This is a genomic window from Streptomyces sp. NPDC054834 (assembly GCF_053611185.1).
In genome coordinates this window covers 101245-127512 of sequence record NZ_JBSGZV010000008.1, presented here as the reverse complement: position 1 = coordinate 127512, position 26268 = coordinate 101245, and the positions used below count along the sequence as shown (strand labels likewise).

The following is a 26268-nucleotide window of genomic DNA, read 5'->3' as shown; positions in this document are numbered from 1 at the left end:
TGGCGACGGTACCCGAGAGTCCTCTCTCTCGACGCACCGTCGCCCGTGGAAAGGAGCCCCCATGACCGGCATACCCGTCCCGGTCGGTCCCCCCGACCTGACCCGACGCCGCGTGCTTGGCACCGCGCTCGCCTCCGGGGCCGCACTCCTCGGCGCCGGAGCGCTCAGCGGCTGCGGGTCCGCGCAGGCCGCCGACAGCTCGACCGTGCGCCTGTGGGACCTGTTCAGCGGCGCCGACGGCGGCCTGCTCAACGACATGGTGCGCCAAGCGCGCCCCGACATGCCGGGCACGCGCATCGAGCGCACCGTCCTGGAGTGGGGTACGCCGTACTACACCAAGCTCGCCATGGCCTCCGCCGGCGGCCGCGGCCCCGATGTCGCCGTGGCCCACATGTCCCGGCTGGCCGGTTACGCGCCCACCGGGCTGCTCGACCCGTGGGACCTGGACGTGCTGGCCGAGTACGGCGTCGGCCGCGACGACTTCACCGACGCGGTCTGGTCACGCACCCAGTACCAGGGACACACGTACGCCATCCCGCTCGACACCCACCCCTTCATCGTCTTCTTCCACCCCGAACCGGCCGCCAAGGCAGGGCTGTTGACCAAGGACGGCAGTCTGGACGCCGACGCGTTCTCCTCCCCTCACAAGTTCCTGTCCGCCGGCCGGGAACTCGCCAAGGCCTCCGGCAAGCAGGGCATCGCCTTCGGCTACGTCACCGACTCCGCCCAGGGCTGGCGGCTGTTCTACGGCCTGTACCGGCAGACCGGCGGCACCTTCCGGCTGCCCGAGGGCGGACCCGCGGAGGTCGACGAGGACCGCATGGCCGAGGTCATCGCGTTCATGGCCAAGCTGGTCGACGGCCAGGTCAACCCCAAGCGGCTCGACTACGCCGCAGCCATCGCCGCCTTCGCCAACCGGCAGACGGCGATGATCCTGTCGGGCGAGTGGGAGCTCGGCACCTTCCGCGCCGCGGACAAGAACGTGAGCGCGGCGCCCTTCCCCACGGTCTTCGGCACCCCGGCCGTGTACGCCGACTCGCACTCCTTCGTGCTCCCCCGCCACCCCGACCCGGACCCCGAGCGCCGCCGCCGTACGCACCGGGCGGTCGCCGCCCTGCTCAAGGCGGGCCAGATCTGGGCCACCGCCGGGCACATTCCCGCCTACGGGCCCGTCACCCGCACCCGCGCCTACGCACGCCTTCAGCCCCAGTCCCACTACGCCCCGGCCCAGGACCATGTCGTCCTCGACCCCGCGGTGTGGTTCGCCGGCGCCGGTTCGGACTTCCAGAACGCCATGTCCCAGGTGCTCCAGCAGGCCCTCCTCGACGGCCTCGCCCCCGATCGTGCGGCGCGCGCCATGGTGCGGCGCCTGAACACCTTCCTTTCCAAGCCCAGCCCGGCCTGATCCGGCCGCGTACCACCCGCGCAGGAGGCACAACGATGTCCTCTCCCCAAGCCGCTCCCCGCCCCGGGGTCCCGTCCGTGCGCCGGCTGATCCCGCCCGGCCTGCTGTTCGCCCTCCCCTTCCTCGCCCTGTTCGCCGTGTTCATGCTCTGGCCGCTGGGTGAGGGCCTGTGGATGAGCCTGACCGACACCTCGCTGTCGGCCCACGACCCGAGCTTCGTCGGCGTCGACAACTTCACCGAGGCCTTCAAGGACGCCGAGATGTGGCGTTCGCTCGGCCACACGGTGTGGTTCACCCTGATCTCGACCGTGCCGCTGGTCGTGGTCGCGCTCGGCCTGGCCCTGCTCGTGCACACCGGTCTGCCCGGCCAGTGGGTGTGGCGGCTGGCCTTCTTCGCCCCCTATCTGCTGCCCGTCGGTGTCGTCAGCCTGCTGTGGCTCTGGCTCTACCAACCGGACCTCGGCCTGTACAACCATCTCCTCGACGTCCTCGGCCTGGATCAGATCGCCTGGCTCAGCGACGAGTCGGTCGCCATGTGGGCCATCGCCCTGACCACGCTGTGGTGGACGGCCGGCTTCAACTTCCTGCTCTACCTGGCCGCGTTGCAGTCCATCCCGGACCACCTCTACGAGGCCGCCGCCATCGACGGCGCGGGTGCCTGGCGGCGCCTGTGGTCCATCACGCTCCCCCAGCTGTCCCGCATCACGGTCGTGATCACGGTGCTTCAGGTCCTGGCCTCACTGAAGGTCTTCGACCAGGTGTACCTGCTCACCAAGGGCGGCCCGAACGGCTCGACGCGCCCGGTCGTCGAGTACGTCTACGACGTCGGCTTCACCGGCTACCGGCTCGGTTACGCCTCGGCGATCAGCTACATCTTCTTCGCCCTCGTCCTGATCGCCTCCGCCGTCCAGTACGCCGCCCTCCGCCGCCGGGAGAAGTGACATGACCTCCACCGAACTACCCGTCCGCACGACCGCACCGGCGCCGGGAACGCCCGGCCGTACAAGAGAGCTGAGAGCTCACCGAAGCGCTCCGCGCGGACGTACGAACCTCACCCTCGGCGACAGCCGCCTCACCCGTGTGCTCGCGCTCGCCGCACTCGCGCTCCTCGCCGTGGTGTGGCTGCTGCCCATGGCGTGGGCCCTGCTGACCGCGTTCAAGTCGGAGGCGGACGCCAGCGATCCGGCGCACTGGTTCTGGCCCCGGCACGGCTTCACCCTGCACGGCTTCAGCACCGTGTGGGAACGCGGCGACCTGCCGTTGTGGATGCTCAACAGCCTGCTGATCTCGGCGGCAGTCTCCGTGATCACCGTACTGGTGTCCGCGATGGCCGGATACGCCTTCTCCCGCACCCGGTTCGCCGGCCGCCGGCTGCTGTTCACGCTCTCCGTGGCCGCCGTGCTGGTGCCGCCGCAGCTGCTGATCGTGCCGTGGTTCCGGCAGATGCTCACCCTTCACCTGCTCGACACCTACGCGGCGGTGATCCTGCCGCAGACCGTGGCGCCTGTGATGGTGTTCATCCTGAAGAAGCACTTCGACTCGCTGCCCCACGAGTTGGAGGAGGCGGCCCGTATCGACGGCGCCGGGCACTGGCGGATCTTCTGGTCGGTGCTGCTGCCGCTGTCCCGGCCGATGCTGGCGGCCGTGTCGATCTTCGTGTTCATCGGAGCGTGGAACAACTTCCTGTGGCCGTTCGTCTCGACCTCCGATCCCGCGCTGATGACTCTGCCGGTCGGCATCACGTCGGTGAAGGACGCCTACGGGATCCAGTACGCCCAGACGATGGCCTCCGCCGCGCTGGCCGCCCTCCCGCTCGTCGTGGTCTTCGTGTTCTTCCAGCGGCACATCGTGAAATCCGTGGCGACGACCGGCCTGGGCGGCCAGTGAGAACGCCGGGGCACTCTCGTCCCGCGCCCTGCCCCACAACGACGCGGCCCCACAACGACTTGGCCCCACAACAAGGTAAAGGAGACGCCCATGCGCGCCGGAACGCGCATCACACCCCTCACAGCTCTTCTCTCACTCCTGGTCGTCCTGCTCGGTCTCGTCGCCGCGCCGCCGGCCAACGCCAAACCGACCAAGCCACACAAACCGGCCAATACCGTGGCCGCGACGCGCACCTTCCGCAATCCGCTCAACATCGGCCCGGACCCCTACATGACGTACTGGAACGGGTCCTACTACCTGACCACGACGCAGGGCGACAGCATCCGCATGTGGCGTTCGCCCTCCCTGGGCACGCTGCTGACCGCCGACCCCGTCACCGTGTGGACGGACACCGACACCTCACGCAACCGTGACATCTGGGCCCCTGAGTTCTACCGCTTCGGCAACCGCTGGTACCTCTACTACACCGCCGACGACGGCGTCGACGACCACCACCGCATCTACGTACTGGAGTCGGACCGCGACGACCCGGCGGGCCCCTACCACTTCAAGGCGAAGCTCGCCCCGCCCAACCACGCCTCCGACTTCGCGATCGACCCCGGCGTCTTCCAGCACAACGGGCGTCTCTACCTCGCGTACGCCGGCATCAACCAGTACCAGCACAACGGCATCAACATCGCGCCCCTGTCGAACCCCTACACCGTCTCGGGCGACTCCGTCGCGATCGACGCCGCCGGCGGCTGCCCCGAGGTCCGCGAGGGGCCGGAGTTCCTCAGCCGCAACGGCCGTACGTGGATGACGTATTCGACCTGCGACACGGGCAAGCCCGACTACCAGGTCTGGATGATGTCCCTGCCCGACGGCGCCGACCCGCTGGTGGCCGCCAACTGGGAGCAGCACTCCGGCCCGGTCTTCTCCCGCGCCGACGACCACGGCGTCTACGGCCCCGGCCACCACGCCTTCTTCCGCTCGCCCGACGGCACGGAGGACTGGATCGTCTACCACGCCAAGACGACCTCGACGTTCACCTACACGAACCGCACCACCCGCGCCCAGAAGATCACGTGGAACGCGGACGGCAGCCCGAACCTCGGCACCCCGCTCGCCATGGGCGCCACGCAGGACCTGCCCTCGGGCGACCCGGGTTCCGGCACGTACTGGATCAACGACGACGGCCGTTCGAGCGGCGACGGCACGGTGACGTACACCGGCGCGTGGAACTCCGGCACCGGCTGCGGCACCCAGTGCTTCTGGGGCGACGACCACTGGAACGACCAGGCCGGGAACACGGCGACGTTCACCTTCACCGGAACCCGCATCGCCCTGCTGTCCGTGCGGGACACCGGTAACGGGATCGCGGCCCTGAGCGTCGACGGAGGCGCCGAGCAGCGCATCGACTTCTACGGCGCCATCCGCACCGGCGAGACCGTTCAGTACATCAGCCCGCGACTGCCGTACGGCCGCCATACCCTGCGCGTGCGGGTGACCGGCGAGCGCGACGCCGCGTCGCAGGCGGCGTTCGTGAGCGTGGACCGGGCGGAGGTCTACACCCAGTGACGGTTCGTGGGAGCGGAGGGACGGCCGGGCCTCCCGTGGCAGACGGCCGCACCCCGCTCCCACACCGCGGCAATTCTCCTACTGTTACCCGAGTCGTCACCGGTGCGCGCCGCTGCGGCACCACTCGCCCGTTGGGATCATTCGCCTCGACGGCGGCGGCTCCACCGCGATGGCCGTCCACGGCGTGCTCCTCAACAACCCCTCGGACACGGCGGGCGAGCGCGCGGTCGGCGGCACCGTCCAGGTACTGCTCGGCCGCGCCGGCTGACACCGGGCAGGGCGGAAGCCGTGGCGCGGGCGAGTTGTGCGGCGGCGGCGTGGCACCATCAACTCCCCCTGCCCAAAGGAAGAGCGCAACCACGTGACGGCACGCACAGACCTCATCAGACCGCTTCCGGAACTGCTTCGGGAGAACGCCCGGCACTTCGGTGACAAGATCGCGTTCCAGGATTCCCGTACCAGCGTGACGTACGCGGAGTTGGAGCTCAGGACCGGACGGCTGGCGGGTCATCTGGCCGGACTCGGTCTGCGGCACGGCGAGCGCGTCGCGGTTCTGCTCGGCAATCGCGTCGAGGTGGTCGAGTGCCTCCTCGCCGTCCTGAGGGCGGGTGCGGTCGGCGTGCCGATCGATCCTCGGAGCTCCGACGGGGAGTTGGCGCACATGCTGGACGACAGCGCTGCCCGGGTGGTCTTCGCCGACCGGGAGCAGTCGGTCCGGCTGCGGCACCTGCTGGCCGAGCGCCCTCAGGTGACCGTCGTGCCGGTGGACGGCACCGGAACGGACCGCTCGGCCGGTTACGAGGAATTGGCCGCCATCGAGCCTCGCGTGCCCGCGCCGGACGACCTCGGACTCGACGAGGTGGCCTGGCTGCTCTACACCAGCGGGTCGACCGGCACGCCCAAGGGTGTGCTGTCGACCCAGCGCAGCCGTCTGTGGTCGGTCGCGTCGGGCATCGTCGGCGTCCTCGGGCTGTCGGCCGACGACCGTCTGCTGTGGCCGCTTCCCCTCCATCACGCCATGAGCCAGCTGATGTGCGTCATCGGGGTGACCGCGACCGGAGCGGGCGCCCGGATCCTGCCGCGGTTCTCGGTGGCCGACGTGCTCGGCGAACTGCGGCGGACGGACGACCCGTACACGCTGCTCGCCGGTGTGCCGACGACGTACGCGAAGCTTCTCGACGCCGTTCGCGGCGAGGGGCTGAGGGCGCCCGCGCTGCGTGGCTGCGTCAGCGGGGGTGCCGCGGTCACACCCGCTTTCCAGCGGTCCTTCGAGGAGATCTGCCGCGTGCCGTTCCTCGAACACTACGGCGCCACCGAGACGGGGCCCGCCACCATGACGGCGCCGGGCGCCCACCGGACGCCCGGCTCGTGCGGCCGTGTGGTGCCGGGCCTCAGGGCCCGGGTCGGGGGCGGCAGCGACGGCGAGCCCATTGGTGAGGGCGAGTTGTGGATCAGCGGCTCCGGTGTCATGGCCGGCTATCACAACCGGCCGGAGGACACCGCAGAGGTTCTGCGCGACGGGTGGTACCGCACCGGTGACCTCGCCCGGATCGATGCCTCCGGCGAGATCACCATCACGGGCCGGGTCAGCGAGCTGATCATCCGGGGTGGGGAGAACATCCACCCGTCCGAGGTGGAGGCGGCACTGCTGGATCTGCCGGAGATCGCGGACGCCGCGGTGACCGGCCGTCCCCACGACGTGCTCGGTGAAGTGCCGGTCGCCTATCTGGTCCCCGAGCGGGCCGGCGGGCTCGACCGGAGACGGATCCTCGCCGCCTGCCGGGCGCGTCTCGCCCCGTACAAGGTCCCCGCCGACCTGTACGAGGTGATCGCTGTCCCGCGCACGGCCTCGGGAAAGCCCAAGCGGTACGCGCTCGCCGACGGGCCCGCGCGGCTCCTGGAGGCGGAGACCGCTCCGCAGGCCGGGCCCACGACGGCGGATCTGCTGGCTCTGGTCCGCGCGGAGGCCGCCGCCGTACTCGGCTGCGGTGCCGACGAGGTGGAGCCGGGGACCGCCTTCCGGGATCTGGGCCTGGACTCGTTGTCGTCGACGGTCCTGCGCGGACGGCTGTCGACGGCGACCGGCCTCGCCCTGTCCGAAGCGGTCGCCTTCGACTTTCCGACCGCGGCCGAGATGGCCGCTCATCTCCGGGCCCGGCTGACCGGGGAGTTGACGGGCACCACGCACACGAGCCCCGGAGAGGCCGACAGCGCCGACGACCCTGTCGTGATCGTCGGGATGGCGTGCCGCTTCCCCGGTGGTGTGGAGTCCCCCGAGGAGTTGTGGCGGCTGGTCGCCGACGGCGTCGACGCGATCACCCCGTTCCCCGCCGACCGGGGCTGGGGCCTGGAGGGGCTGTTCGACCCGGATCCCGGGCGGGCCGGACGGACGTACGTACGTGAAGGCGGCTTCCTGTCCGGTGTGGACCGCTTCGACCCCGAGTTCTTCGGTATCTCGCCCCGTGAGGCGCTGGCGATGGATCCGCAGCACCGGCTGCTGCTGGAGGTCGCCTGGGAGGTCTTCGAGCGGGCCGGGGTCGATCCAGCCGCCCTGCGCGGAACGGCGACGGGTGTGTACGCCGGGGTCATGTACAGCGACTACGCAGGCCGTCTCGCGGTCACGCCTGAGCACATCGAGGGGTACCTCGGCATCGGCAACGCGGGAAGCGTCGCCTCCGGCCGTATCGCCTACACCTTCGGTCTCGAAGGGCCCGCCATCACCGTCGACACCGCGTGCTCGTCGTCCTTGGTGGCCCTGCATCTGGCGGCCCAGGCTCTCAGGAGCGGCGAGTGCTCCCTCGCCCTCGTCGGAGGCGTCACGGTGATGTCAGGGCCCGGTTCCTTCGTCGAGTTCAGCAGACAGCGCGCGCTCGCTCCCGACGGCCGCTGCAAGGCGTTCGGTGCGGGCGCCGACGGCACCGCGTGGGGCGAAGGCGCCGGCATGCTGCTGGTGACCCGGCTGTCGGAGGCACGGCGTGCGGGATATCCCGTACTCGCCGTGGTGCGCGGCTCGGCCGTCAACCAGGACGGTGCGAGCAACGGCCTGACGGCCCCGCACGGGCCGGCTCAGCAGCGGGTGATCCGGCAGGCGCTGGCCGACGCGCGACTGCGGCCCGAGGAGATCGACGCGGTCGAGGCACACGGCACCGGCACCCGGCTCGGCGACGTCATCGAGGCGGAGGCCTTCCTCGCCGCCTACGGGCAGGACGGACGCCGGGAGCGCCCGCTGTTGCTGGGCTCCGTCAAGTCCAACATCGGTCACACGCAGGCCGCCGCGGGCATGGCGAGCGTGATGAAGATGGTCCAGGCGATGGCACACGGTGAGCTGCCCCGCACCCTGCACGCCGACGAGCCGACACCGAGGGTGGACTGGTCGTCGGGGGCGGTGTCGCTGCTGACCCGGCCGGTGCCATGGCCACGCACCGGCCGGCGGCGCCGGGCGGGCGTGTCCTCCTTCGGGATCAGCGGGACGAACGCCCACGTGATACTCGAGCAAGCCCCCGCGCCGGAGCCGTCCGCCGCGGCAACCTCCGAGGACGGCGCCTCCGCGTCCTCGGCCCCGGCGGCAGCCGTGCCGTTCCCGGTCTCGGCCAGAAGCGCCGCGGGTCTCCGCGCCCAAGCCGCGCGCCTGCATGCCACGGTGGCCGCGCAGCCCGGAACGAGCCTGCTGGACACCGGATTCTCCCTCGCCACGACCCGCGCCGCCTTCGAGCACCGCGCGGTGGTGGTGGCCGGGGACCGCGAAGAACTGCTCGCCTCCCTCAAGGCGGTGGCCGAAGGGCAGCAGCGACCGGGAGTTGTCACCGGCGGGCCCCGCCAGAAGGGCCCCGTCGTCTTCCTGTTCACCGGTCAGGGCAGCCAACGGGCCGGTATGGGGCGGGAACTGTACGACGCCCACCCCGCCTACGCCCGTTCCTTCGACGAGACGTGCGCGCTGTTGGACCCGCTCCTGCCCCGGCCGCTGCGGGACGTGGTGTTCGCGCCGGACGGCTCGGAGGCGGGCGCCGGTCTGCACACGACCCGGTTCGCGCAGCCGGCGCTCTTCGCCCTGGAAGTCGCCCTGTTCCGGCTGCTGGAGTCCTGGGGCGTGCGTCCGGACATGGTGGCGGGGCACTCGGTCGGCGAGGTGGCGGCGGCGCACGTCGCGGGGGTGCTGACCCTCTCGGACGCCTGCACCTTGGTGGCGGCACGGGGCCGGCTGATGGGTGCGCTGCCCGCCGGAGGGGCCATGGTCGCCGTGCGGGCCGGCGAGAGCGAGATGGTCGAGTTCCTCGCCCTCGCCGGCCGGGAGCAGGAGGTGGACATCGCGGCCGTCAACGGCCCCTCCTCCGTGGTCGTCTCGGGGGACGAGGCTGCCGTGCTGGACATCGCCGCGCACTGGCGGGAACGAGGCCGCGAGACGTCGAGGTTGCGGGTGAGCCACGCGTTCCACTCCCCGCACATGGACCCCATGCTCGCCGACTTCGCCGAAGTGGCCCGGGGACTCACCTACTCCCCTCCGCGCCTGCCCCTCGTGACCGCCGTGGCCGGCCGGGCCGTCACGGACGAGGAGGTGAGCTCGCCGGAGCACTGGGTGGATCACGTACGACGCCCGGTCCGCTTCGCCGACTCGATGCGCCATCTGCGGGAACGGGGCGCGACACGCTACGTGGAACTCGGCCCCGACGGTGTGCTGTCGGCCTTGGCACAGGACTGTCTCCCCGACACGCCGGCACCCCTGGTCGTCCCCACCCTGCGCGGCTCCCGTCCCGAGGCGGAGGCGCTGCTCACCACGGTGGCCGCGCTGCACGCCCACGGCGTGGGCGTCGACTGGCGGGAGGTGTTCGCCGGACGCGGCGCACGGCGGACGACACTGCCCACGTACGCGTTCCAGCGCGGGCGGTACTGGCTGGACGCCGACCGACGAGCGGACTCCGCGACGTCACCGGGCGCCGGACTCCATCCGTTCCTGCGGTCCGCCACGTCCACGGCGGACGACGACGGCCTACTGCTGAGCGGACGGCTCTCGCTGCGCGACCAGCCCTGGCTGGCCGACCACGCGGTGCTGGGCACGGTGCTCCTGCCCGCGACGGCGTTCGTCGAGCTGGCCCTGCACGCCGGGGGCCTGGTGGGAGCCGAGGTCCTGGACGAGCTGACCCTCACGGCACCGCTGCCGTTGCCCACCACCGAGACCGTCGAGTTGCAGGTGAAGGTGTCGGGACCGGACGGTGACGGGCGGCGGGCCGTGGTCTTCCACTCTCGGCCGCACCTGCCCGCGTCCGACGGGCCGTGGCGCCGCCACGCCTCCGGTTTCCTGGCTTGTGAAGAGCCGTCGGGCACGCCCGAGGGCGGCGGGTCCACCGCACCGGCCGTGCTGCCCGACTGGCCTCCGGCGGGCGCCGTACCGCTGCCGCTCGACGGCGGGCCCGAGCAGGACGGCGACGGCGGCTTCTACGAGCGTCTCGCGCGCGGCGGGCTGGGCTACGGCCCGGTGTTCCAGGGGCTGCGAGCCGCCTGGCGCCTCGGCGACGATGTCCTCGCGGAGGTCGTGTTGCCGGCAGAGGGGGACGCCGACGCCACCCGGTTCGCCGTGCATCCGGCCCTGCTGGACGCGGCGCTGCACACCATGATGCTCGGCGGGGCCACGCCCGACGACGGCACCGGCCGGGCGGTGTCGCTGCCGTTCGCCTGGAGCGGTGTGCGCGTGCACGCCTCCGGTGCCCGCCGGCTGCGGGTGCGTATGTCACCCGGGGCGGCGAACCGGGCGGGACTGGAGCTGAGCGACGACACCGGGAGGCCTTTCGCCACAGTCCGTTCCCTGGCTCTGCGGCCGCTTCCGCGCGAACAGGTGAGCACCGCCGGCGTGCACGGAGACTCCCTGTTCCGGGTCGACTGGACACGGCCGGCGGACTCCTCCGCCGCCGCGCCGCTCGGACCGTCCGCATGGGGCGTGCTCGGCGACGCCGATCCACGGCTGCTCGACGCTCTCGTCCCCTCCGGCGTCACGACGACGCGGTACGCGGACCTGGCCGCGGCGAGCGCCGCCGCACCGGCCGTCGTCCTCGCCCCGTGTCCGCCCCTCGCCGAGGTCGCGGATGACGCCGACCCGGCCGCTGCCGCACACCGTACGGCCGCCTGGGCGCTGCGGCTCGTGCAGGACTGGCTCGCCGAGGACCGGCTTACGGGCTCGCGCCTGGTCATCGTCACCTCTGGGGCGGCCGGCATCAGGGTCGCCGAACGGCCGCATGCGGACATCTCCGCTGTCGCCCACGCACCGGTGTGGGGGCTGGTCCGCTCGGCGCAGACGGAGCATCCGGGCCGCTTCGCACTCGTCGACGTGGACGAACACGCCCTTTCCCTGCGAGCGTTGGCGCAGGTGGTGGCGAGCATGGAGCCGCAGACGGCCGTGCGCCGGGGAGTCGCGTACGTTCCGAGGCTGGTCCGCGCCGCCGGTACGGTGACGGGTGCGGGCCACGGCCGTCGGCTGAACCCCGACGGCACCGTCCTGATCACCGGGGGCTCGGGTTCGCTGGGCAGGGCGCTCGCGCGCCACCTCGTCGTCAGGCACGGTGTGCGGCACCTGCTGCTCGCGGGACGACGCGGCGCCGAGGCCCCGGGAAACACCGAACTCTGTGCCGAACTCACCGAACTGGGCGCCCAGGTGACGGTGGCGGCGTGCGACGTCGCCGACCGCGCCGCGCTCGCCGCTCTGCTGGCCGCTGTGCCGGAGGCGCATCCGCTGACCGGCGTGGTGCACACCGCGGGTGTCCTGGACGACGGAGTGATCCTCGCGCTCACCCCGGACCGACTGGCGCGCGTGCTGCGGCCGAAGGTGGACGCGGCCCTCGCACTGCACGAGCTGACCAGGAAGCACGACCTGGCGGTCTTCGCCCTGTTCTCCTCGGTGGCCGGGGTGTTCGGCTCCGGTGGCCAGGGCAACTACGCGGCGGCGAACTCCACCCTGGACGCTCTGGCACAGCACCGCAGGAGCCTCGGCCTCGCCGGCACCTCTCTCGCGTGGGGACCCTGGCAGCAGAGCGACGGTATGACCGCCCACCTGAACAGCGTGGATCTGCGCCGGATCGCCCGTTCCGGTTTCATCCCGCTGAGCACCGAGGAGGGCCTCGCCCTCTTCGACACCGCCGTCGACAGCCGCGAGGCGGTGCTCGTGGCAGCCCGCCTGGACCCGGCATCCTCCGTCGCCACGGGCGGGGCGGGTGCGCCTCTGTCGCGCGTACCGGGCCGGACGCCCGCCCGCCGGGACCCCGCCGCACCCGCCGCACCCGCCGCACCCGATGATCGTGGTTCGCTGCACCGACGGCTGGCCGCCGCACCCGCGGACGAACACGGATCCCTGCTGCTGACGGCGGTACGCACCGAAGCGGCCGCTGTGCTCGGCCACAGCGCGGGGCCGTCCGCGATCGACGCGGACCGTACTCTGACCGAACTGGGCCTCGACTCGCTGGCGGCGGTCGAACTGCGCAACCGCCTCGAGACAGTGACGGGACTGTCTCTGCCGTCCACCCTGCTGTTCGACTTCCCCACGCCTCGTGCGGTCGCCACCCACCTCGAGGAACGATGGTCCCAGGCCCACGCGGCAGCGGCAGGCGTGCCGCAGGAGGCGCCGACGGGGAACGGCAACCCCTCCGACTCCCTGTCCGCGCTCTTCCGTGCCGCGTGCGCCGCCGGCAGGACGTGGGACGGCATGGCGCTGCTGACGATCGCCTCCCGCTTGCGGAGGGGCTTCGACAGCGCCGAGGCCCTCGGGGCACCGCCCAGGGCCGTCACGCTCTCGGCCGAGGGCGCCGGACCCCGGCTGATCTGCTTCCCGGCGCTCAGCGCGCTCTCCGGACCGCATGAGTACTCACGCTTCGGCCGGGACCTCCAGGGACTGCGGCCGGTCTCGGTACTGCCGCATCCGGGATTCCTGCCGCGCGAACCGCTGCCGGCCACGCTGGACGCCTTCGTGGCCGCACAGGCCGCCGCTGTTCTCGCCTGCGCGGACGGCGAGCGGTTCGCCCTGTTGGGCCGCTCGGCCGGCGGCTGGGTGGCGCACGCCGTGGCCGAACACCTGGAACGCGCGGGTGCCGGCCCGGCCGCCGTCGTCCTGATCGACACCTATCCGTCCGGCAGCGACGACGGGCCCGCTCTCACCGCGATGACAGCCGGAATGCTCGACAGGGCGGCACAGTTCGCCTCCGCCGACACCGACCGGCTCACCGCGATGGCCGGATACCTGGAGCTCTACTCCGGCTGGGCACCGGCCGCCGTGTCGGCTCCCACGCTCTTCGTCCGGGCGAGGGACGGGCTGCCCGGCACGGAGCCGCCCTCGCCGTGGGGCCTGCCGCACACCGAAGTCACCGTGCCCGGTGACCATTTCACCGTCCTGGAGGACCACGCCGCCACGACCGCTGTCGCCGTCCACGACTGGCTCGTCGCCCAGTCCTGACCTTCCACGCACCGCGGGCGCCTGCGGTCCCGTGTGGGACCGCAGGCGCCCGCGATTCCGGCACGCGCGCCGGTGACGTTCCTAGCTGCGGCGCACCGACGGATCGTGGGCGGTCTCGTCCCGGTCTTCGTCGGAATCCCGTCCGGAACCGATGGATCCGGAGGCCCCTTCCTCGGCGCGGTCCCCGTGCCCCGGCCACCACGCCGCGTGGCCGATGAGCGCGGTGAGGCTCGGAGTGAAGAACATCGCCATGACGAAGGCGGCGACCGCGATGCCGAAGGAGACGGCGAAACCCATCTCCGTGAGCAGCGAGTTGCCCGCCAGCATCATCGTGGCGAAGGTCGCCGCCAGGATGAAGCCGGCCGCGGCCACGGTCGGCCCGGCATGCCGCAGCGCCATGCCGGCCGCCTCACGCGGTTCTCGGCCTTCCCGTGCCTCCTCGCGGAGCCGGGCGATCATGAGGATGTTGTAGTCGGTGCCGATGGCGACCACGAACAGATACATGATCACCGGGAGCATGAACATCAGACCCGAGTGTCCCTGTCCCTCCTGGAAGATCCACACGGTGGCACCCAGGGTGGCACCGAAGCCAAGACCCACGGAGGCGATCAGGTACCAGGGGGCGACCACGCTGCGCAGCAGCAGCCCGAGGATGACCATGATGAGGACGGCGGCTACGGGGAAGACCGTCCGGTAGTCGTGGTTGACCGCGGTGTCGATGTCCTTGTAGATGGAGGACATTCCGCCGACGACGGCTTCGGTGCCGTCAGGGGCGTCGGAGTGCGCGACGTCGCGCACCCTGCCGACGGCATCGATCGCCTTGTCCGTCGAGGCCTCGTACTTGAGCGTGACGGTGAAGTCCGCCGTGGTGCCGTCCTTGTTGACCTGGGCCATACGGGCGCTCGCGACGCCGTCCACGGCACCGAGCTTCTTCGCGTACGCGTCGAAGGCGGTCTTGTCCAGCGGCTTGCCGTCGGCACTGGACAGATAGACGTCGGTGGGCGCCGCGGCACCCGCCGAGTACGCCTTCTGCATCTCGTCCTGGACGACCATGGACTCCTTGGTCTTGGGCATGGACCCCGACGCAAGGTCGAACGTGGCGTTGAATCCGAGCGTACCCAGCGACAGCACGAGCAGGACGAGGCCGGATGCCGTGGCGGTCAGCACCGGGCGGCGCTGCACGGCACGGCCGAGGGCGGCGAAACGGGCGTTGTCCGGCTCCTGCCGCCAGGACTTCGAGGGCCAGAAGACCTTCGGTCCGATGAGCGAGACCACGGCCGGGATCAGGGTCAGGCCCGCGATCAGAGTGACGCTGACCGCGATCGCCAGCGCCGGGCCCATCTGCTTGAGGAAGCCCAGCGTGGACAGGACCAGCGCGAGGAAGGCGATGATGACCGCCCCGGCGGCCGAGGCGATGGCCTCGCCGACTCGGGCGACCGCGTTGATCATGGCCTCCTTGGGCTCGTCGCCGGCGCGCAGGCGTTCGCGGTAACGGAATATCAGGAAGAGGAAGTAGTCCGTACCCACGCCGAAGAGCACGACGATCAGGATCGACGAGATTGAACTGTTGGCCTGAAGATCGAACAACTTGGTGGCGTACGCGATCAGCCCGTTGGCGATGGCGGACACCAGGCCGATCAGGATCAGGGGCAGCAGGGCCAGGATCGGCGCCCGGAAGATGATCAGCAGGGTCACCAGGATGATGGCGAAGGTGCCGATGCCGATCAGCGCCTGGCCGCGCTTGGACGAATCCTGCTGGTCGAGCGCCTGCGCGGCGGAGCCGCCGAGCTTGACGTCGAGCTGCGTTCCCTTGGCCAGTCGTTTCGCGTCGTCGCGCAGGACCTTGGCCGCGTCGGCCTGCTTGGGCTGGCCGGCGTTCTTGCTGTCCATCTGGACCAGGGTCATGGCGTACCTGCCGTCCTTGGACGGCTGGCCGGGGACGACCTTCTGCACCTGGTCGATGTGCTTCTTGCCCAGTTCGGTGGTGATCCGGGCGACGTCCTTCTGGTCGGCGGCGGTCAGCTTGCCGCCGTCGGTGCGCTGGTACAGCGCGATCGCGGACGGAGTGAAGGCGCTGGGGAACGCCTTCTGCTGAAGGTCCGCCGCTTTGATGGATTCGTAACTCTTGGGCAGGAAACTGCTCTCGTCGCTGTTCGAGGGCAGGCTTGGAGCGGTGGCGACGATCGCAACCGCCGCGATCAGCCATGCAACGATCGTCCAGACAGGATGTCGGACGACAGTGTTGCCAATACGTCGGAACATGCGGGAGGGTCCTCCTGGAACAGGAAGATCACCGCAGCCCGGGGAGCGGACCCTGGCATCGGCGACCCCGACCGGCATCCAGCATCGGGCCGGTCGAACGGTTGTCTTGAGCTCCGATCGTAGTGACCGGACGCAAGATCATTCCATCAGGCCGCGACATAGCCTGCCAGAGAATTTCGAGGCGACCGTGGAGATGGCCGTCCACCTCTGAGACTCCTCAAGTCGCTTGGCGAGCGTGGCACTCGACGGTCACGATGATCCGCATGACAGGAATCGCGGGACTGAACAAGAAACACAACTTCGTGCTGCTCATCCGGGACGCGAACGTGGTCGCGGCGGCCCTGCGTCAGGCGCTGGCCGATGCATCGCCCGAGGAGCGCCCGGGTCTGGAACGCGCCGCCGCACTCGTCGAGTCCACCGCCGCCGCGAGCGAGGACCAGTTGCGCGCCCGATGGGTCCGCTCCCGGCTGACCGCCGTCGGCTTCACGGGGGACATCGCCTCGGTCGCGGCGGTGAAGGCGCTGCGCAAGGCGGAGCCGATGCTGAGCCTGCTGGCGGCGGTGCAACTGCAGAAGGCGGCAGTGGCCCATCCCGAGTGATGCCGTGCCGCGCGGTCCACCTGTACCCCTCAGCCGAGGGCGAGCGGCAACTTCGCGGCCAGCTGACCCAGTTCCCCGATTTCCGCGGGGGCCGCTGCCCGGCGTCCGGTGCCGATCAGCAGCGCGTCCTCGTCGGAGAACGACTTGGGGAACGCGGACCCGGCGATCTCTTCCAGCATCGCACGGGAACGGGACAGGCCTTCGGCGGGCGGCCCCGCGACGCTCGGGAGCCGGGCGGTCAGGTCGAGGTGGTGCAGCGTCCATTCCATGACGTATGCGGAGAGGTAGTCGCCCACGGTGAGGACCTGGTCCTGGGTGCTGACCCGCGCGGTGCGGTCGGCGAGTTGGGCGGCGCGTCCGGCGGCGGAGCCGACGTCGTCGAGGTGGAACTTGAGCAGCCGCGGCTCTTCGTACGCGGCGGCGAGGCGGACGATCAGCGCGTCGAGCGGGTCGTCCCCGGTCGGGGCTTCGACGACGTTCCAGTAGGTCACCGCGTTGACGGTCGGTTCCGCGTCCGTCGGGGTGACGAGGGTGATCAGGATGTCCTGCGCGTCGATGATCAGGTGGCACACGAGGTCACGTACGAGCCAGCCCGCGCAGCCGGACGGCTGCTCGAAGTCCTCGTCCGGGAGTTCGGCAACCGCCGTGCGCAACGCCGTCCAAGACCGTGAGAAGAGATCCACTGCGGCAAGCTAGCAGCGCCAGCCGCCGTGTGCGACCCATTTCATCCCCTTCCGTGAACCCGCGAGCCAGGACCGGGACACGCGGAGTGCGCCCCAACTTGCTGAAGTTACAAAGCAGTTGGGGGCTATGTCCCCAGCCTGCTCACAGCGCGTTTCTCATGCTTCCTTCAGGTGCGTCTCTACGTTCGTGCCCATGACAGACAACGCCTCCGCAACACCGCGGTCACCTGGACCAGAGCTCTCCGACTCCTCCCAGCCCGCCCGGCATCGACGGGGCAAGGGCGTACAGCGACGGCGCGTCCTCATCGGCGGCGGCGGTATCGCCGTAGCCGGTGGACTGGCGGCCGCCGGGTTCGCCTCGGCCAGCACCGACACCAGCACGGCGGAGACCGACGCCTCCGCCACCACGACCGCCACCAGTTCGGCCTCCGCGGGCGTCTGCACCCTCACCGCCGAGGTCACCGAGGGCCCGTACTCCCTCTCAGGCGCCCTGGTCCGGGAGGACATCCGCGAGGACAAGGAAGGCGTCGAGGTTCAGTACACCTTCACCGTCGTCGACACCGCCAACGACTGTTCCCCGCTGGCGGACGCCCTGGTCGAGATCTGGCACTGCGACTCCCTCGGCGAGTACTCCGGTTTCGTCGGCGGCAACGGCCACACGGAAGACGACAACGGCACCTTCCTCCGGGGCGGCCAGATGACCGACTCCGACGGGCAGGTGAACATCACCTCCATCTGGCCCGGGCACTACGTCTCCCGCGCCGTCCACGTCCACATGCGGGTCCACACGGACGTGACGCTCACCGACGACTCGTACACCGGCGGGGAGCTCATCCACACCGGGCAGCTGTTCTTCGACCCGGACATCAACAGCGAGGTCCAGGCGACGTCCCCGTACTCGGACAACACCACCAAGGAGACGCGACTCGACGACGACACCGTCTACGACGACGACGGCGCCTCCTCCGGCCTGCTGACGCTGACCGCACTCGGCGACAGCGTCTCCGACGGCTACAAGGCGACCCTCACCGTCGGCGTGAGCACGTCGTAGCCCTTCACCGGGACGGCCCTGCGCGCAGGGCCGTCCCGGTGAGGATGCCGGTGGGGCTCGTCGCCGTCATGCCGTCGCGTCGGCTCAGTCGTCCTTTCCGGCTTTCTCCCTCGACAGGAACATCTGGCGTGCCCAGAGGCTGAGCATCACCGTCCCGCCGACCAGCAGCGGCACCAGGTCGCGGGACAGCGGAGCCAGCGCATACCCCAGCGCTGTGACCGTGCAGACCGTCAGGGGGATGAACGCGGCGGCGCCCTCTATGCCCAATTGCAACGTCGGCTGACCAGCGACCAGGACGCTCGCCCCGCCGGGCACCCAGGGGGCGGCGGAGAGCAGCAGCAGTCCCCCGGTATCGCAGGCGTCGACCAGTTGCCAGGACATCACCTCGAGACCGTCCGGGCCGATCGTCCACAGTCGCAGGCTGTCGCCGATCAGCGTGAGGGACAGCCCCACCGCCCCTACCCACAGGGTGACCCGCTGGTCGCTGCGTACGAGCCGGCGCAGGGCGAACAGAAAGCTGAGGAAGACGACTTCCGCGGCCCAAAGGACGCCGACCATGCCCGTCCCCAGCCGCCAGCCGTCACCGGCCTCCCGCAGCAGTACCCATCCCGTCATGAACACCGGCCCGGCTGTGACCACCCCGTCGAACAAGCGCCGCAGGAGTACGTGCCGGCCCGCACCGGCATCGGCCGCGACCACCAGACCGGCCATCCCCAGTCCGACCGCCAGCGTCACGCCGGTGACCACCACTGAACTCAGCGCGTTCCGTCCCCAGGACTGGGGGTGGACCGACAGCACGTTGACCGCGCCCCGGTACACGCCCCCGGATGCCGCGGAACCCGCCAACAGCAGCAGGCGTTTTTGGACCAGGCCGCCCGCACCCCGGGCACGGAGCATCAGAGAGGCCGTCAACACCCAGCAGCCGATGGACGGCCCGTTGTCCACCATCCCTGCCGCCAGACCTCCGGCCGCCCACCACCCGCTGACAGCCAGCACCGTTCCCATGAGACACACCACACCGACCGCGCCCCAGGCCCTCGTCCCGGTCCCACGGCAGCGGCCCGTCCGTCCCTCGAGCGTGTCCGGCGACTTGCCCAACCCCACCATCCGGTGCGCCTCTCAACCGGCCCCCCGCCCGCAGGACCTCCTCTGCGGCCGCCGGATCCAAGCAGAGACCGTAAAAGATCTACCAGCGGCGCCGAACGGAAAAGCCGTCTCATTCACTCGTACTGCGTAAACCCTTGCAGTCCCCGGACTGGAAGGAACGCCGTCATGACGACGCCCCCACCCGCGGTGGCCGCTCAGGGAACCGCGGGTCCGGTGACGTACCGTCCCCGCTCGTCGTACGGCCATACGTTGGGCACGCAGCCGTGCATGCCCTTGATCTGTTGCATCATCACGGGGGCCGGCCGCCCCGCGCCCGGGCAGCCGGCGTGGCCGTGGCCGAGGAAGTGACCCACCTCGTGGTTGATGATCAGGGCGCGGTAGGCGGTGACGTCCTTGGCGTAGACGGGTGTGGCGAGCAGCCATCGTCTGAGGTTGACCATCACGTCGCGGCCGACGTCGCAGTTGACCGTGCCGCCGGTGTCGAGCCCGTACCGACCGCAGATCTTGTCCACGGTCCCGGGTGTCGCTATCCGTACGGCGAAGTCGGTGGTGCCGCCGGACACCCGCTGGAACGCCGAGTGGCCGTCGGCGGTCCAGCCGCGCCGGTCGGCGAGGATGCGCTCCACCTCCTTGGCCGCGTCCGCGGCGGACAGGTCGAGGCCGTTCTCCACGTCGACCCGGTAGCGCAGGACCTTTCCCTTGCCGACCGCGGCGCTTCCGCCGGGTGCGGTGGTGAACGTGCCGGGCCCCGTGGCCGGGATGTCCTGCCGGTAGGGAGGGGCGGACGAACTGGCCGACGGGCTCGGCGAAGACTTGACACTCGGGGTCGGCCGGGTGGGCTTGGAGCCGGCTCTCGCGTGCCGGGTGGGCGCGTCGCGAATGTCGGCGCGGGCGTCGGCGTCGGCGTGGGCGTCCGCGTGGGTGCCGGTCGCGCCTGTAGAAGCCCAGCCCACGGCCGCGAGACCGGCGGCGCCGAAGAGGGTCAGGGCCGCCAGTCCTCCCCACAGCGGCGCCTTCGGCCCGCGCGCGGAGGCGTGCGCGCTGCCGTTTCGACGGCGACGGGTGCGGGAGGGAGTTGTTTTGTGCGCGGTCATGGTTGTTCAGATTGTGATCGCGATGTGATCGAATCTGGCCCGAACGATAACGAAAAAGTAACAGGCAGCCGGGGGTTGGCTCATGTGATCATCCGGTAACGGACTGCCGGAGCTCGTAGGGATACTGAGCGCATGCCACGCGTTCTGCTGATCGAAGACGACCGGGCCGTGCGGGAGGGCGTGGCCCTCGCGCTGCGCCGTCAGGGCCACGAGGTCGCCGCAGCCGACACGGGGGAAGAGGGGCTGAAGGTCCTGCGGTCCTTCCGGCCGGACGTCGTGGTGCTGGACCTGATGCTGCCCGGCATGCCCGGTCTGGACGTGTGCCGTGCGATGCGCGCCCTCGACCAGACGCTGCCGATCATCATGGCGACGGCGCGGGGCGACGACGAGGACATCGTCGTCGGACTGGAGGCCGGGGCCGACGACTACGTGGTCAAGCCCGTGCAGGCCCGGGTGCTGGAAGCGCGCATCCGTGCCGTGCTGCGCCGGGCGGCAGCGGTACCCGCCGGCGGCGGTCTGCCGAAGCTCGACACCTACGGGGACCTGACCGTCGACCGGGCCGGTTTCTCGGTCGCCCTGCGGGGTGCGCCCGTCGCGCTCGCCCCGTCCGAGCTGCGGCTCCTGCTGCTCCTGTCCGCCTCGCCCGGCCAGGTGTTCAGTCGGCAGCAACTCCTCGAAGCGGTCTGGGAACACAGCTATCACGGGGATGCGCGTCTGGTGGACGCCTGCGTCAAACGGCTGCGCGCCAAGATGGGCGAGCCCCGCTACATAGAGACCGTGCGCGGTTTCGGTTACCGGTTCGCCTCCCTGTGACTCCTCCGCCCAAACCCCTCACACGAAGGCTGCTCGGAGCCCGCGCAAAGGTCCCGCAACTGCGCGGCCTGCGCACCCGGTTGGTCGTGGCGTTCGCGCTCGTGGCCGCGGTCACCGCCATGACCACGGGCGCCCTGACCTTCCGTGAGGCGCGCACGGGCGTGCTCCAGCAGAGCCAGGACGCGGTGATCTCACAACTGCGCAGCCAGGTGAACCGGCTCGCCCCGATGCTGAGCCTGCCGACGAACGAGACCGGGCTCAAGAGGTTCGCGGCCGACGTGGCGGCAGCCGAACCGTCCGGGACCTGGCGTGTCCTGGTCACCTATCGCGACCTGAACGCGACCTCCGTCCCCGGCGACCGGTTCGAGGAACTGACGCCGGCCCTGCGCGAGGCGGTGAACTCCAGGCGGGCCACCGTCTTTCAGCGGGTGGACAGCGGCGATCACACCGCACTCGTCGTCGGCATGTCGGTCACCTTCGCCGACCGTGCCAGCGCCTCGGGCCTCCACGTCTTCCTCACGGTGCCGCAGATCACGGAACAGGCCTACGTCGACGCCCTGGTCACCGCCGTCGAAAGGGCCGCCGTGCCCGCCCTGGCGCTGGCCGTGCTGCTCGCGCTGCTCGCCGCGCGTGGGGTGCTGCGGCCGGTGCGGGCGCTGCGCAGCGCCACCCGTAGCATCGCCGAGGGACGCCTGGACACCAGGCTCGCGGTCAACGGCTCCGACGAACTCGCCGATCTGTCGCACACGTTCAACGAGACCGCCGCCGCCCTGGAGGAATCGGTCGCCGAACTGCGCGGCATGGAGGCCCGTGCCCGCCGGTTCGCCGCGGACGTCTCGCACGAGCTGCGCACCCCGCTGGCCGCCATGTCGGCGGTCACCGACGTCCTCGACGAGGACGCCGCCCGTCTCGACCCGGACACCGCCACCGCGGTCCGGCTGATCAGTGAGGAGACCGTGAAGTTGGCCCGCCTGGTGGACGACCTGATGGAGATCTCCCGCTTCGACGCGGGCGCGGCGGTGCCGCACCTGGACGAGATCGACCTCGCCGAGTCGCTGCGGCGCACACTCGCCGCCCGTGGCTGGACCGATCTGGTGGACACCCGGTTGCCGCCGCCGGACGCGTTGCGCGGACGCGTCGACCCGCGCCGCCTCGACATCGTGGTCGCCAACCTGGTCGGCAACGCCCTCCGGCACGGCGCCCGCCCGGTCCAGCTGCACCTGTCCGAGGGCGGGGAGCCCGGTGCGGGGCGCCTGGCCGTCATCGAGGTACGGGACAGCGGGCCCGGGATTCCCGACGGCGTGCTGCCACATGTCTTCGAGCGCTTCTACAAGTCGGACGCCGCCCGCACCCGGACCGAGGGCAGCGGCCTGGGCCTCGCGATCACCGCCGAGAACGTCCGCATCCACGGCGGCACCGTGCGCGCCGGGAACCGGCCGGAGGGCGGTGCCGTCTTCACCGTGCGACTTCCGCTGCACAGGGAGGATCCGCCGCGACCGCCCCGGAACGAGCCGCCGCAGGGCGCAGCACCGCGGGGAAGGCGGTCATGAGAGCCGTACTCCGGTCCGCGTCGCTGATCCTTCCGGCGCTGTGCGCGCTCGCCTCCTGCGGCATCCCCACGACCGGGGTGGTGGAGGCGGGCGGCCCTGCCAGCGGGATCGTGCCGACGACATGGGTCTACCTCGTGGCGGACGGCACCCTGGTCCCCGTCCCCCGCCAAATGGTCGCGGCGGTCGGCGTCGAACCGGCCGTACAGGTGCTGTTCCAGGGGCCGACCGAGAAGGAACGGCTCAAGGGAATGCGCACGCTGCTGCCGCTGCTGCCGTCCGCTGCGGACACGTCCCTTCCCACGGCCTCCGCCACCCCGGTCCCGACGGCTGCCGCCCGCGCCTCGGACCCGGTGGAGGTGACGTCGAACGGCAGCCACGTGGTCATCGAACTCGCCGTGCCCACCGCCAAGCCGGCCGATCTCGCCGCCGCCCAGCTCATCTGCACGGCCGTCGCGGCGCAACGCCTCGCCTCTCCCGCGAGCGAACCGCTGCCGGTGACTGTCACGGGCCCGGACGGCCGGCACACCGAGGGAACCGGAAAGCAGTGCCCCGACGGCTAGAAGCGCGGCTCTCCGCACGGCAGTCGTCACCCGGGCGGACCAGAGTCGCAAGGGCTCACCGGGGAAGGCATCCCAGATGCCTGTGATCTTCTTCGACATCGGGGCGACCCTGGCGGATGCCCGCGTGGAGCCCGACGGCTCGCTGTCACTTGTGCCCCGGCCTCGCGTCATCGCCGTACTCGACGCCCTCGGCGAGCTACGCAAGGGCATCATCTCCAACCCCGGTTCGGGGGACGGTGCGGCCGCACGGGCTGCCGCGGCCCTGCAAGAGGCGTTCCCCGGCCGTTTCACGGACGTGGGTCTCGTGCACTGGGGCGCCAAGAACAGCCGCCAGCTGTTCGACCAGGCGGTGGCGAGCACGGGAGGTGTGCCGGCCGACGACTGTGTCTTCGTGGGAGAGGATCCTGACGAGCGTGCGTTCGCACGGGAGGCGGGGATGCGCAGCGCCCCCCACCCGGTGTTCACCTTCGCCGCGATGGACGACCGTCCCGTGTTCCGGGCGCGGATCGAACTGCCGGACGGCCGCGGCCTGCCTGAGCTGACCGCGGCCATGAACGGGACCGAGGCCGTTGCCGAGAATGCCGTCTCCGAACGGCCGGTGCTCGCCATGGCGACCACACGCGGCGCCGAAGCCCTTGAGCGCGGCGGTTTCACGGTGGACCTGCGGGGGCCGGTGGACAGTGGCGACGCGGCTGCCGGTGCGAACGACGACGCCGAGCGCCGGGCGACCGACAAGTACATCAGCGACCTGCTGGCGCGGGGCGAGGCGGTGTTCGAGGGCGAGGAGCCGACGGCCAGGACGACGCATGTCGTCAAACGCGAAGACGACGGACGGCTGTCCGTCCGTCGTCTGCGTTATTTCAGCTAGTCGAAGCACCGCCGGATCAGAGCGAGGCCTTCTCCGGTCGTCGCACGCGCGATCTCGTGGGTCTTGAGCCGGGTCGGGCTGACGTCCACGAACGCCGCGTCAGTGCGGTGCTCTTCGGGTACGTGGACCCGGCCGCGGCGGAAGAGGTCCTCGAGGTACGACGTGGCGACCCGCTCGGGATCGGCGGGCCGCACCGTGCCGCCGGCGGGGTCGGAGCCGGCGATGCCGAACCGCCGTTCCTCCGCCGGGGCGGCGAGCGTCAGGGGCTGGGTGATGCCGTACATCGTCCCCTGGATCGTGACGGCCGTCATGCCCTGGTCGTCACCACCGCCCGGCATCGCCTCGGTGATGCCGGCGCTCCGGCGTGCCACCTCCGGCCCGGTGAGGGACGTGGCGGCCTCCAGGGAGAGGATGCCGTGGCGGATGAACGCCGAGCGCAGGGCCTGCCCGTACCGGCCGCCGTTGCGGCGCTGGTCCGCGGCGATCATGTGACCCGCGATCTGCGCGTAGTAGCCGGACACCACGGGCGCGGCCACCACGGCGTCCACCAGCAGCTGGCCCGCGATCTCGGCTGCCGCCGCCAGACCGGCCTGGTCCTGAAGGTCCTGCATGTGGAAGATCCCGGCGACGACCTTCAGGAACGCGCCGCTGAACACCCGGGAGAACGAGTGCGGTTCGCTGGAGAGCGCGTTCGCGGGTGCGACCGGTGGCAGGTGCACCGGGTCGGTGTAGAAGAAGCTGTTCGACAGGTTGCGCAGGCAGTCCGGGTCGACCGCGCTCGGGTGGCCCTGGCGAATCGCCCAGCCGAGTTGCTCGGCCACCCGCGACACCCGCGAGGACAGTTCGAGGTCGCCTTGGGTCTCGGCCAGTACGGCGGTCCGGAGGGACTCCAGGCGGAGTGAGCTCAGCAGGGAGCTGATGTCCCCGAACGCCTCGTGCAGGGCGTCCGCCTCGGCACTCGCCGCGTTGAACAGCTGAGGACGCAGGGCGTCGAGGACCGCGTGACCCGTCTCGTGCTCGACGACCTCGGAGCTCTCGCACGCGGCGACGGTGACCCCGGCCACCGTGTGGCGGAAGAAGGACAGGCCTCTGCGGTTGTAGAAGGCGTTGAGGTCGTCTCCCGCGTTGAGGTGCGCGGTGAGTGCGCGTCCGACCATCGGATTCCACTGGGTTCCCGCCGGAACCAGCGGACCCCAGGTCTGGCTGGCCCTGCTGAGCGCGTCGGCCGCCACCCAGTAGCGGAACGCCTCTGTGCCCGGCCCGGCGCTGTCCGGGTGTGGCGCCGGCTCGGCTATGGCCGTCGGGAAGGGCTGTGTGTCGAGCTGGGGAACGGGATGTGGCACGGGCATGTTGACATGCGTGGGGGGAAATCCCGGGTCGTCCTCGTAGACCAGAACCGTTTGGATCATGCCTTGCTGTTGCTGCTGCACCGTCATGGCGGCTCCCTGAGCGGGGAGAGATGGGGGAGGTGGAGTGCACCACAGGGAAACTCTTGACCAAGAGTCCCTCGTGTTCAGTACCGCGCCCCGCGAGGCAGCTGTCAATTCGACCAGAACCGCCTGGCGACCAAGTGGGTGAGAGCGAGCGAAGGAGACGGCGCGCCACCGTGGAAGGCGGCGCGCCGTCAGCCGTGCGCACCGGAGGTGACCGACCTACGAGTCAGCGGTCACCGACCGACAGGCCGCCTAGCGACGGTGGTCACCGTGGCGGTGGCCCTCCTCGCGGTCACCGTCGCGGTGACCGTCCCAGCCCCGGCCGCCCTCGCGGCGGTCGCCGCCCCAGCGGTCGCCACCGTCATGGCGGTGGTGATCCTGGCCCCAGGAGAAGGCGTCGACGAACCGGCCGTGGTCGTCGCGCAAGGTGGCGGTGTCGGCGTCCTCGTCCCACACCTGTGTCCGCCGGTCCTGGTACAGGTCCGTGGCACTGTCCCGGCCGACACCGGTGTGGACGCGTACCGTTGCACGGCCGGCCAGCCGTACGTAGCGGAACGTGTAGGTGTGGCCGCCCTCGTCGGACAGCGTCCAGCCGTCCAGGTTGACGCCGCGGCGGCTGTTGTTGGTGACCTCCACCCACTCCCGGTTCAGCAGGTGGCGGGAACGGTCCTCCCGGCCCGGAGAGACGTACTGCACGTCGCTGATGACCACGCGGTCACGGTCGGAAGGCCGCTGGTGGTGGTCGGCGGCCGACGCGGGCAGCGCCACCGCCCCCACCATGGCCGCGGCGACAGCTGCGGCGGCGGTCAGACGGCGGGTGGTCACAGAAACGGATACGGACACAGGGGTCCCCCTTCACAGGGTTCGGAGCACACCCCGGCGGGCGGTCTGCTGCCGCGACGCCGACGGGTGCCCGGTGCGGGTGGCGGCCGGACGGCCGCGCACCGACACCCTGCAACCGGACGCGGAAA

17 protein-coding genes are annotated in these 26268 nt (G+C 71.2%); 11 read left to right on the top strand and 6 right to left on the bottom strand.

From position 1 onward, the window contains the following. Positions 1-61 precede the first annotated feature (61 nt). The 5 genes from ACWGJM_RS13755 to ACWGJM_RS13735 all read left to right on the top strand — a co-directional run bounded on the left by ACWGJM_RS13755 (position 62) and on the right by ACWGJM_RS13735 (position 13277). The gene (locus ACWGJM_RS13755; RefSeq protein ID WP_453411870.1) at positions 62-1405 is read left to right on the top strand and encodes an extracellular solute-binding protein; all 1344 of its coding nucleotides are present in this window, start codon (positions 62-64) and stop codon (positions 1403-1405) included. A 35-nt stretch (positions 1406-1440) separates the two neighbouring features. Next, entirely contained in the window at positions 1441-2346 is a 906-nt protein-coding gene (locus ACWGJM_RS13750) for a carbohydrate ABC transporter permease (protein WP_453411869.1), read from the top strand. A 1-nt stretch (position 2347) separates the two neighbouring features. Beyond that, complete coding sequence (locus tag ACWGJM_RS13745) at positions 2348-3292, top strand: carbohydrate ABC transporter permease (RefSeq protein ID WP_453411868.1); 945 nt, start codon at positions 2348-2350, stop codon at positions 3290-3292. Positions 3293-3382: 90 nt separating this feature from the next. After that, positions 3383-4849 (top strand): glycoside hydrolase family 43 protein, encoded by a 1467-nt coding sequence (locus tag ACWGJM_RS13740; RefSeq protein WP_453411867.1) that lies wholly within the window; start codon positions 3383-3385, stop codon positions 4847-4849. A 361-nt stretch (positions 4850-5210) separates the two neighbouring features. Next, positions 5211-13277 (top strand): type I polyketide synthase, encoded by an 8067-nt coding sequence (locus ACWGJM_RS13735; RefSeq protein ID WP_453411866.1) that lies wholly within the window; start codon positions 5211-5213, stop codon positions 13275-13277. A gap of 81 nt (positions 13278-13358) precedes the next feature. Here ACWGJM_RS13735 and ACWGJM_RS13730 read toward each other — a convergent pair whose 3' ends face one another. After that, positions 13359-15539 (bottom strand): MMPL family transporter, encoded by a 2181-nt coding sequence (locus tag ACWGJM_RS13730; RefSeq protein ID WP_453411865.1) that lies wholly within the window; start codon positions 15537-15539, stop codon positions 13359-13361. A gap of 263 nt (positions 15540-15802) precedes the next feature. On the opposite strand from ACWGJM_RS13730, the gene ACWGJM_RS13725 reads away from it, so the two are divergent. Further along, positions 15803-16138 carry a hypothetical protein gene (locus ACWGJM_RS13725; protein ID WP_453411864.1) on the top strand — a complete coding sequence of 112 codons (336 nt, stop codon included), beginning with the start codon at positions 15803-15805 and terminating at the stop codon, positions 16136-16138. Between the two features lie 29 nt (positions 16139-16167). Here ACWGJM_RS13725 and ACWGJM_RS13720 read toward each other — a convergent pair whose 3' ends face one another. Beyond that, on the bottom strand, positions 16168-16821 hold the full coding sequence (locus ACWGJM_RS13720) for a maleylpyruvate isomerase N-terminal domain-containing protein (RefSeq protein WP_453411863.1): 654 nt from the start codon (positions 16819-16821) through the stop codon (positions 16168-16170). A gap of 193 nt (positions 16822-17014) precedes the next feature. On the opposite strand from ACWGJM_RS13720, the gene ACWGJM_RS13715 reads away from it, so the two are divergent. Then, entirely contained in the window at positions 17015-17872 is an 858-nt protein-coding gene (locus tag ACWGJM_RS13715; protein ID WP_453411862.1) for an intradiol ring-cleavage dioxygenase, read from the top strand. Positions 17873-17956: 84 nt separating this feature from the next. On the opposite strand, the gene ACWGJM_RS13710 is transcribed toward ACWGJM_RS13715, so the two are convergent. Next, positions 17957-18877, bottom strand: a complete 921-nt coding sequence (locus ACWGJM_RS13710) for a hypothetical protein (protein ID WP_453411861.1) — start codon at positions 18875-18877, stop codon at positions 17957-17959. 296 nt (positions 18878-19173) lie between these two features. Beyond that, positions 19174-20073: a DUF3152 domain-containing protein gene (locus ACWGJM_RS13705; protein ID WP_453411860.1), complete on the bottom strand. Its 900-nt coding sequence runs from the start codon at positions 20071-20073 to the stop codon at positions 19174-19176. A 132-nt stretch (positions 20074-20205) separates the two neighbouring features. Between ACWGJM_RS13705 and ACWGJM_RS13700 the strand changes: the two genes are divergently transcribed. The 4 genes from ACWGJM_RS13700 to ACWGJM_RS13685 all read left to right on the top strand — a co-directional run bounded on the left by ACWGJM_RS13700 (position 20206) and on the right by ACWGJM_RS13685 (position 23864). Continuing rightward, positions 20206-20886 (top strand): response regulator transcription factor, encoded by a 681-nt coding sequence (locus ACWGJM_RS13700; RefSeq protein ID WP_453411859.1) that lies wholly within the window; start codon positions 20206-20208, stop codon positions 20884-20886. Between the two features lie 119 nt (positions 20887-21005). Next, positions 21006-22436, top strand: coding sequence for a sensor histidine kinase (locus tag ACWGJM_RS13695; protein ID WP_453412004.1), 1431 nt, complete (start codon positions 21006-21008; stop codon positions 22434-22436). Then, positions 22433-22996, top strand: coding sequence for a hypothetical protein (locus tag ACWGJM_RS13690; RefSeq protein ID WP_453411858.1), 564 nt, complete (start codon positions 22433-22435; stop codon positions 22994-22996). Before ACWGJM_RS13695 ends, ACWGJM_RS13690 begins: the two co-directional genes overlap by 4 nt. Before the next feature lie 76 nt (positions 22997-23072). Further along, positions 23073-23864 carry an HAD family hydrolase gene (locus tag ACWGJM_RS13685; RefSeq protein WP_453411857.1) on the top strand — a complete coding sequence of 264 codons (792 nt, stop codon included), beginning with the start codon at positions 23073-23075 and terminating at the stop codon, positions 23862-23864. On the opposite strand, the gene ACWGJM_RS13680 is transcribed toward ACWGJM_RS13685, so the two are convergent. Both ACWGJM_RS13680 and ACWGJM_RS13675 read right to left on the bottom strand, forming a co-directional pair. Continuing rightward, complete coding sequence (locus tag ACWGJM_RS13680) at positions 23861-25300, bottom strand: hypothetical protein (protein ID WP_453411856.1); 1440 nt, start codon at positions 25298-25300, stop codon at positions 23861-23863. The genes ACWGJM_RS13685 and ACWGJM_RS13680 overlap by 4 nt on opposite strands. Before the next feature lie 249 nt (positions 25301-25549). Next, positions 25550-26077 (bottom strand): lamin tail domain-containing protein, encoded by a 528-nt coding sequence (locus ACWGJM_RS13675; protein ID WP_453412003.1) that lies wholly within the window; start codon positions 26075-26077, stop codon positions 25550-25552. Between the last annotated feature and the right edge of the window lie 191 nt (positions 26078-26268).

Coding starts and splice junctions, on each gene's coding strand:
- ACWGJM_RS13755 (WP_453411870.1), top strand. CDS start 62: ATGACCGGCATACCCGTCCCGGTCGGTCCCCCCGACCTGACCCGACGC.
- ACWGJM_RS13750 (WP_453411869.1), top strand. CDS start 1,441: ATGTCCTCTCCCCAAGCCGCTCCCCGCCCCGGGGTCCCGTCCGTGCGC.
- ACWGJM_RS13745 (WP_453411868.1), top strand. CDS start 2,348: ATGACCTCCACCGAACTACCCGTCCGCACGACCGCACCGGCGCCGGGA.
- ACWGJM_RS13740 (WP_453411867.1), top strand. CDS start 3,383: ATGCGCGCCGGAACGCGCATCACACCCCTCACAGCTCTTCTCTCACTC.
- ACWGJM_RS13730 (WP_453411865.1), bottom strand. CDS start 15,539: ATGTTCCGACGTATTGGCAACACTGTCGTCCGACATCCTGTCTGGACG.
- ACWGJM_RS13725 (WP_453411864.1), top strand. CDS start 15,803: ATGACAGGAATCGCGGGACTGAACAAGAAACACAACTTCGTGCTGCTC.
- ACWGJM_RS13715 (WP_453411862.1), top strand. CDS start 17,015: ATGACAGACAACGCCTCCGCAACACCGCGGTCACCTGGACCAGAGCTC.
- ACWGJM_RS13710 (WP_453411861.1), bottom strand. CDS start 18,877: ATGGGAACGGTGCTGGCTGTCAGCGGGTGGTGGGCGGCCGGAGGTCTG.
- ACWGJM_RS13705 (WP_453411860.1), bottom strand. CDS start 20,073: ATGACCGCGCACAAAACAACTCCCTCCCGCACCCGTCGCCGTCGAAAC.
- ACWGJM_RS13700 (WP_453411859.1), top strand. CDS start 20,206: ATGCCACGCGTTCTGCTGATCGAAGACGACCGGGCCGTGCGGGAGGGC.
- ACWGJM_RS13695 (WP_453412004.1), top strand. CDS start 21,006: ATGACCACGGGCGCCCTGACCTTCCGTGAGGCGCGCACGGGCGTGCTC.
- ACWGJM_RS13690 (WP_453411858.1), top strand. CDS start 22,433: ATGAGAGCCGTACTCCGGTCCGCGTCGCTGATCCTTCCGGCGCTGTGC.
- ACWGJM_RS13685 (WP_453411857.1), top strand. CDS start 23,073: ATGCCTGTGATCTTCTTCGACATCGGGGCGACCCTGGCGGATGCCCGC.
- ACWGJM_RS13680 (WP_453411856.1), bottom strand. CDS start 25,300: ATGACGGTGCAGCAGCAACAGCAAGGCATGATCCAAACGGTTCTGGTC.
- ACWGJM_RS13675 (WP_453412003.1), bottom strand. CDS start 26,077: ATGGTGGGGGCGGTGGCGCTGCCCGCGTCGGCCGCCGACCACCACCAG.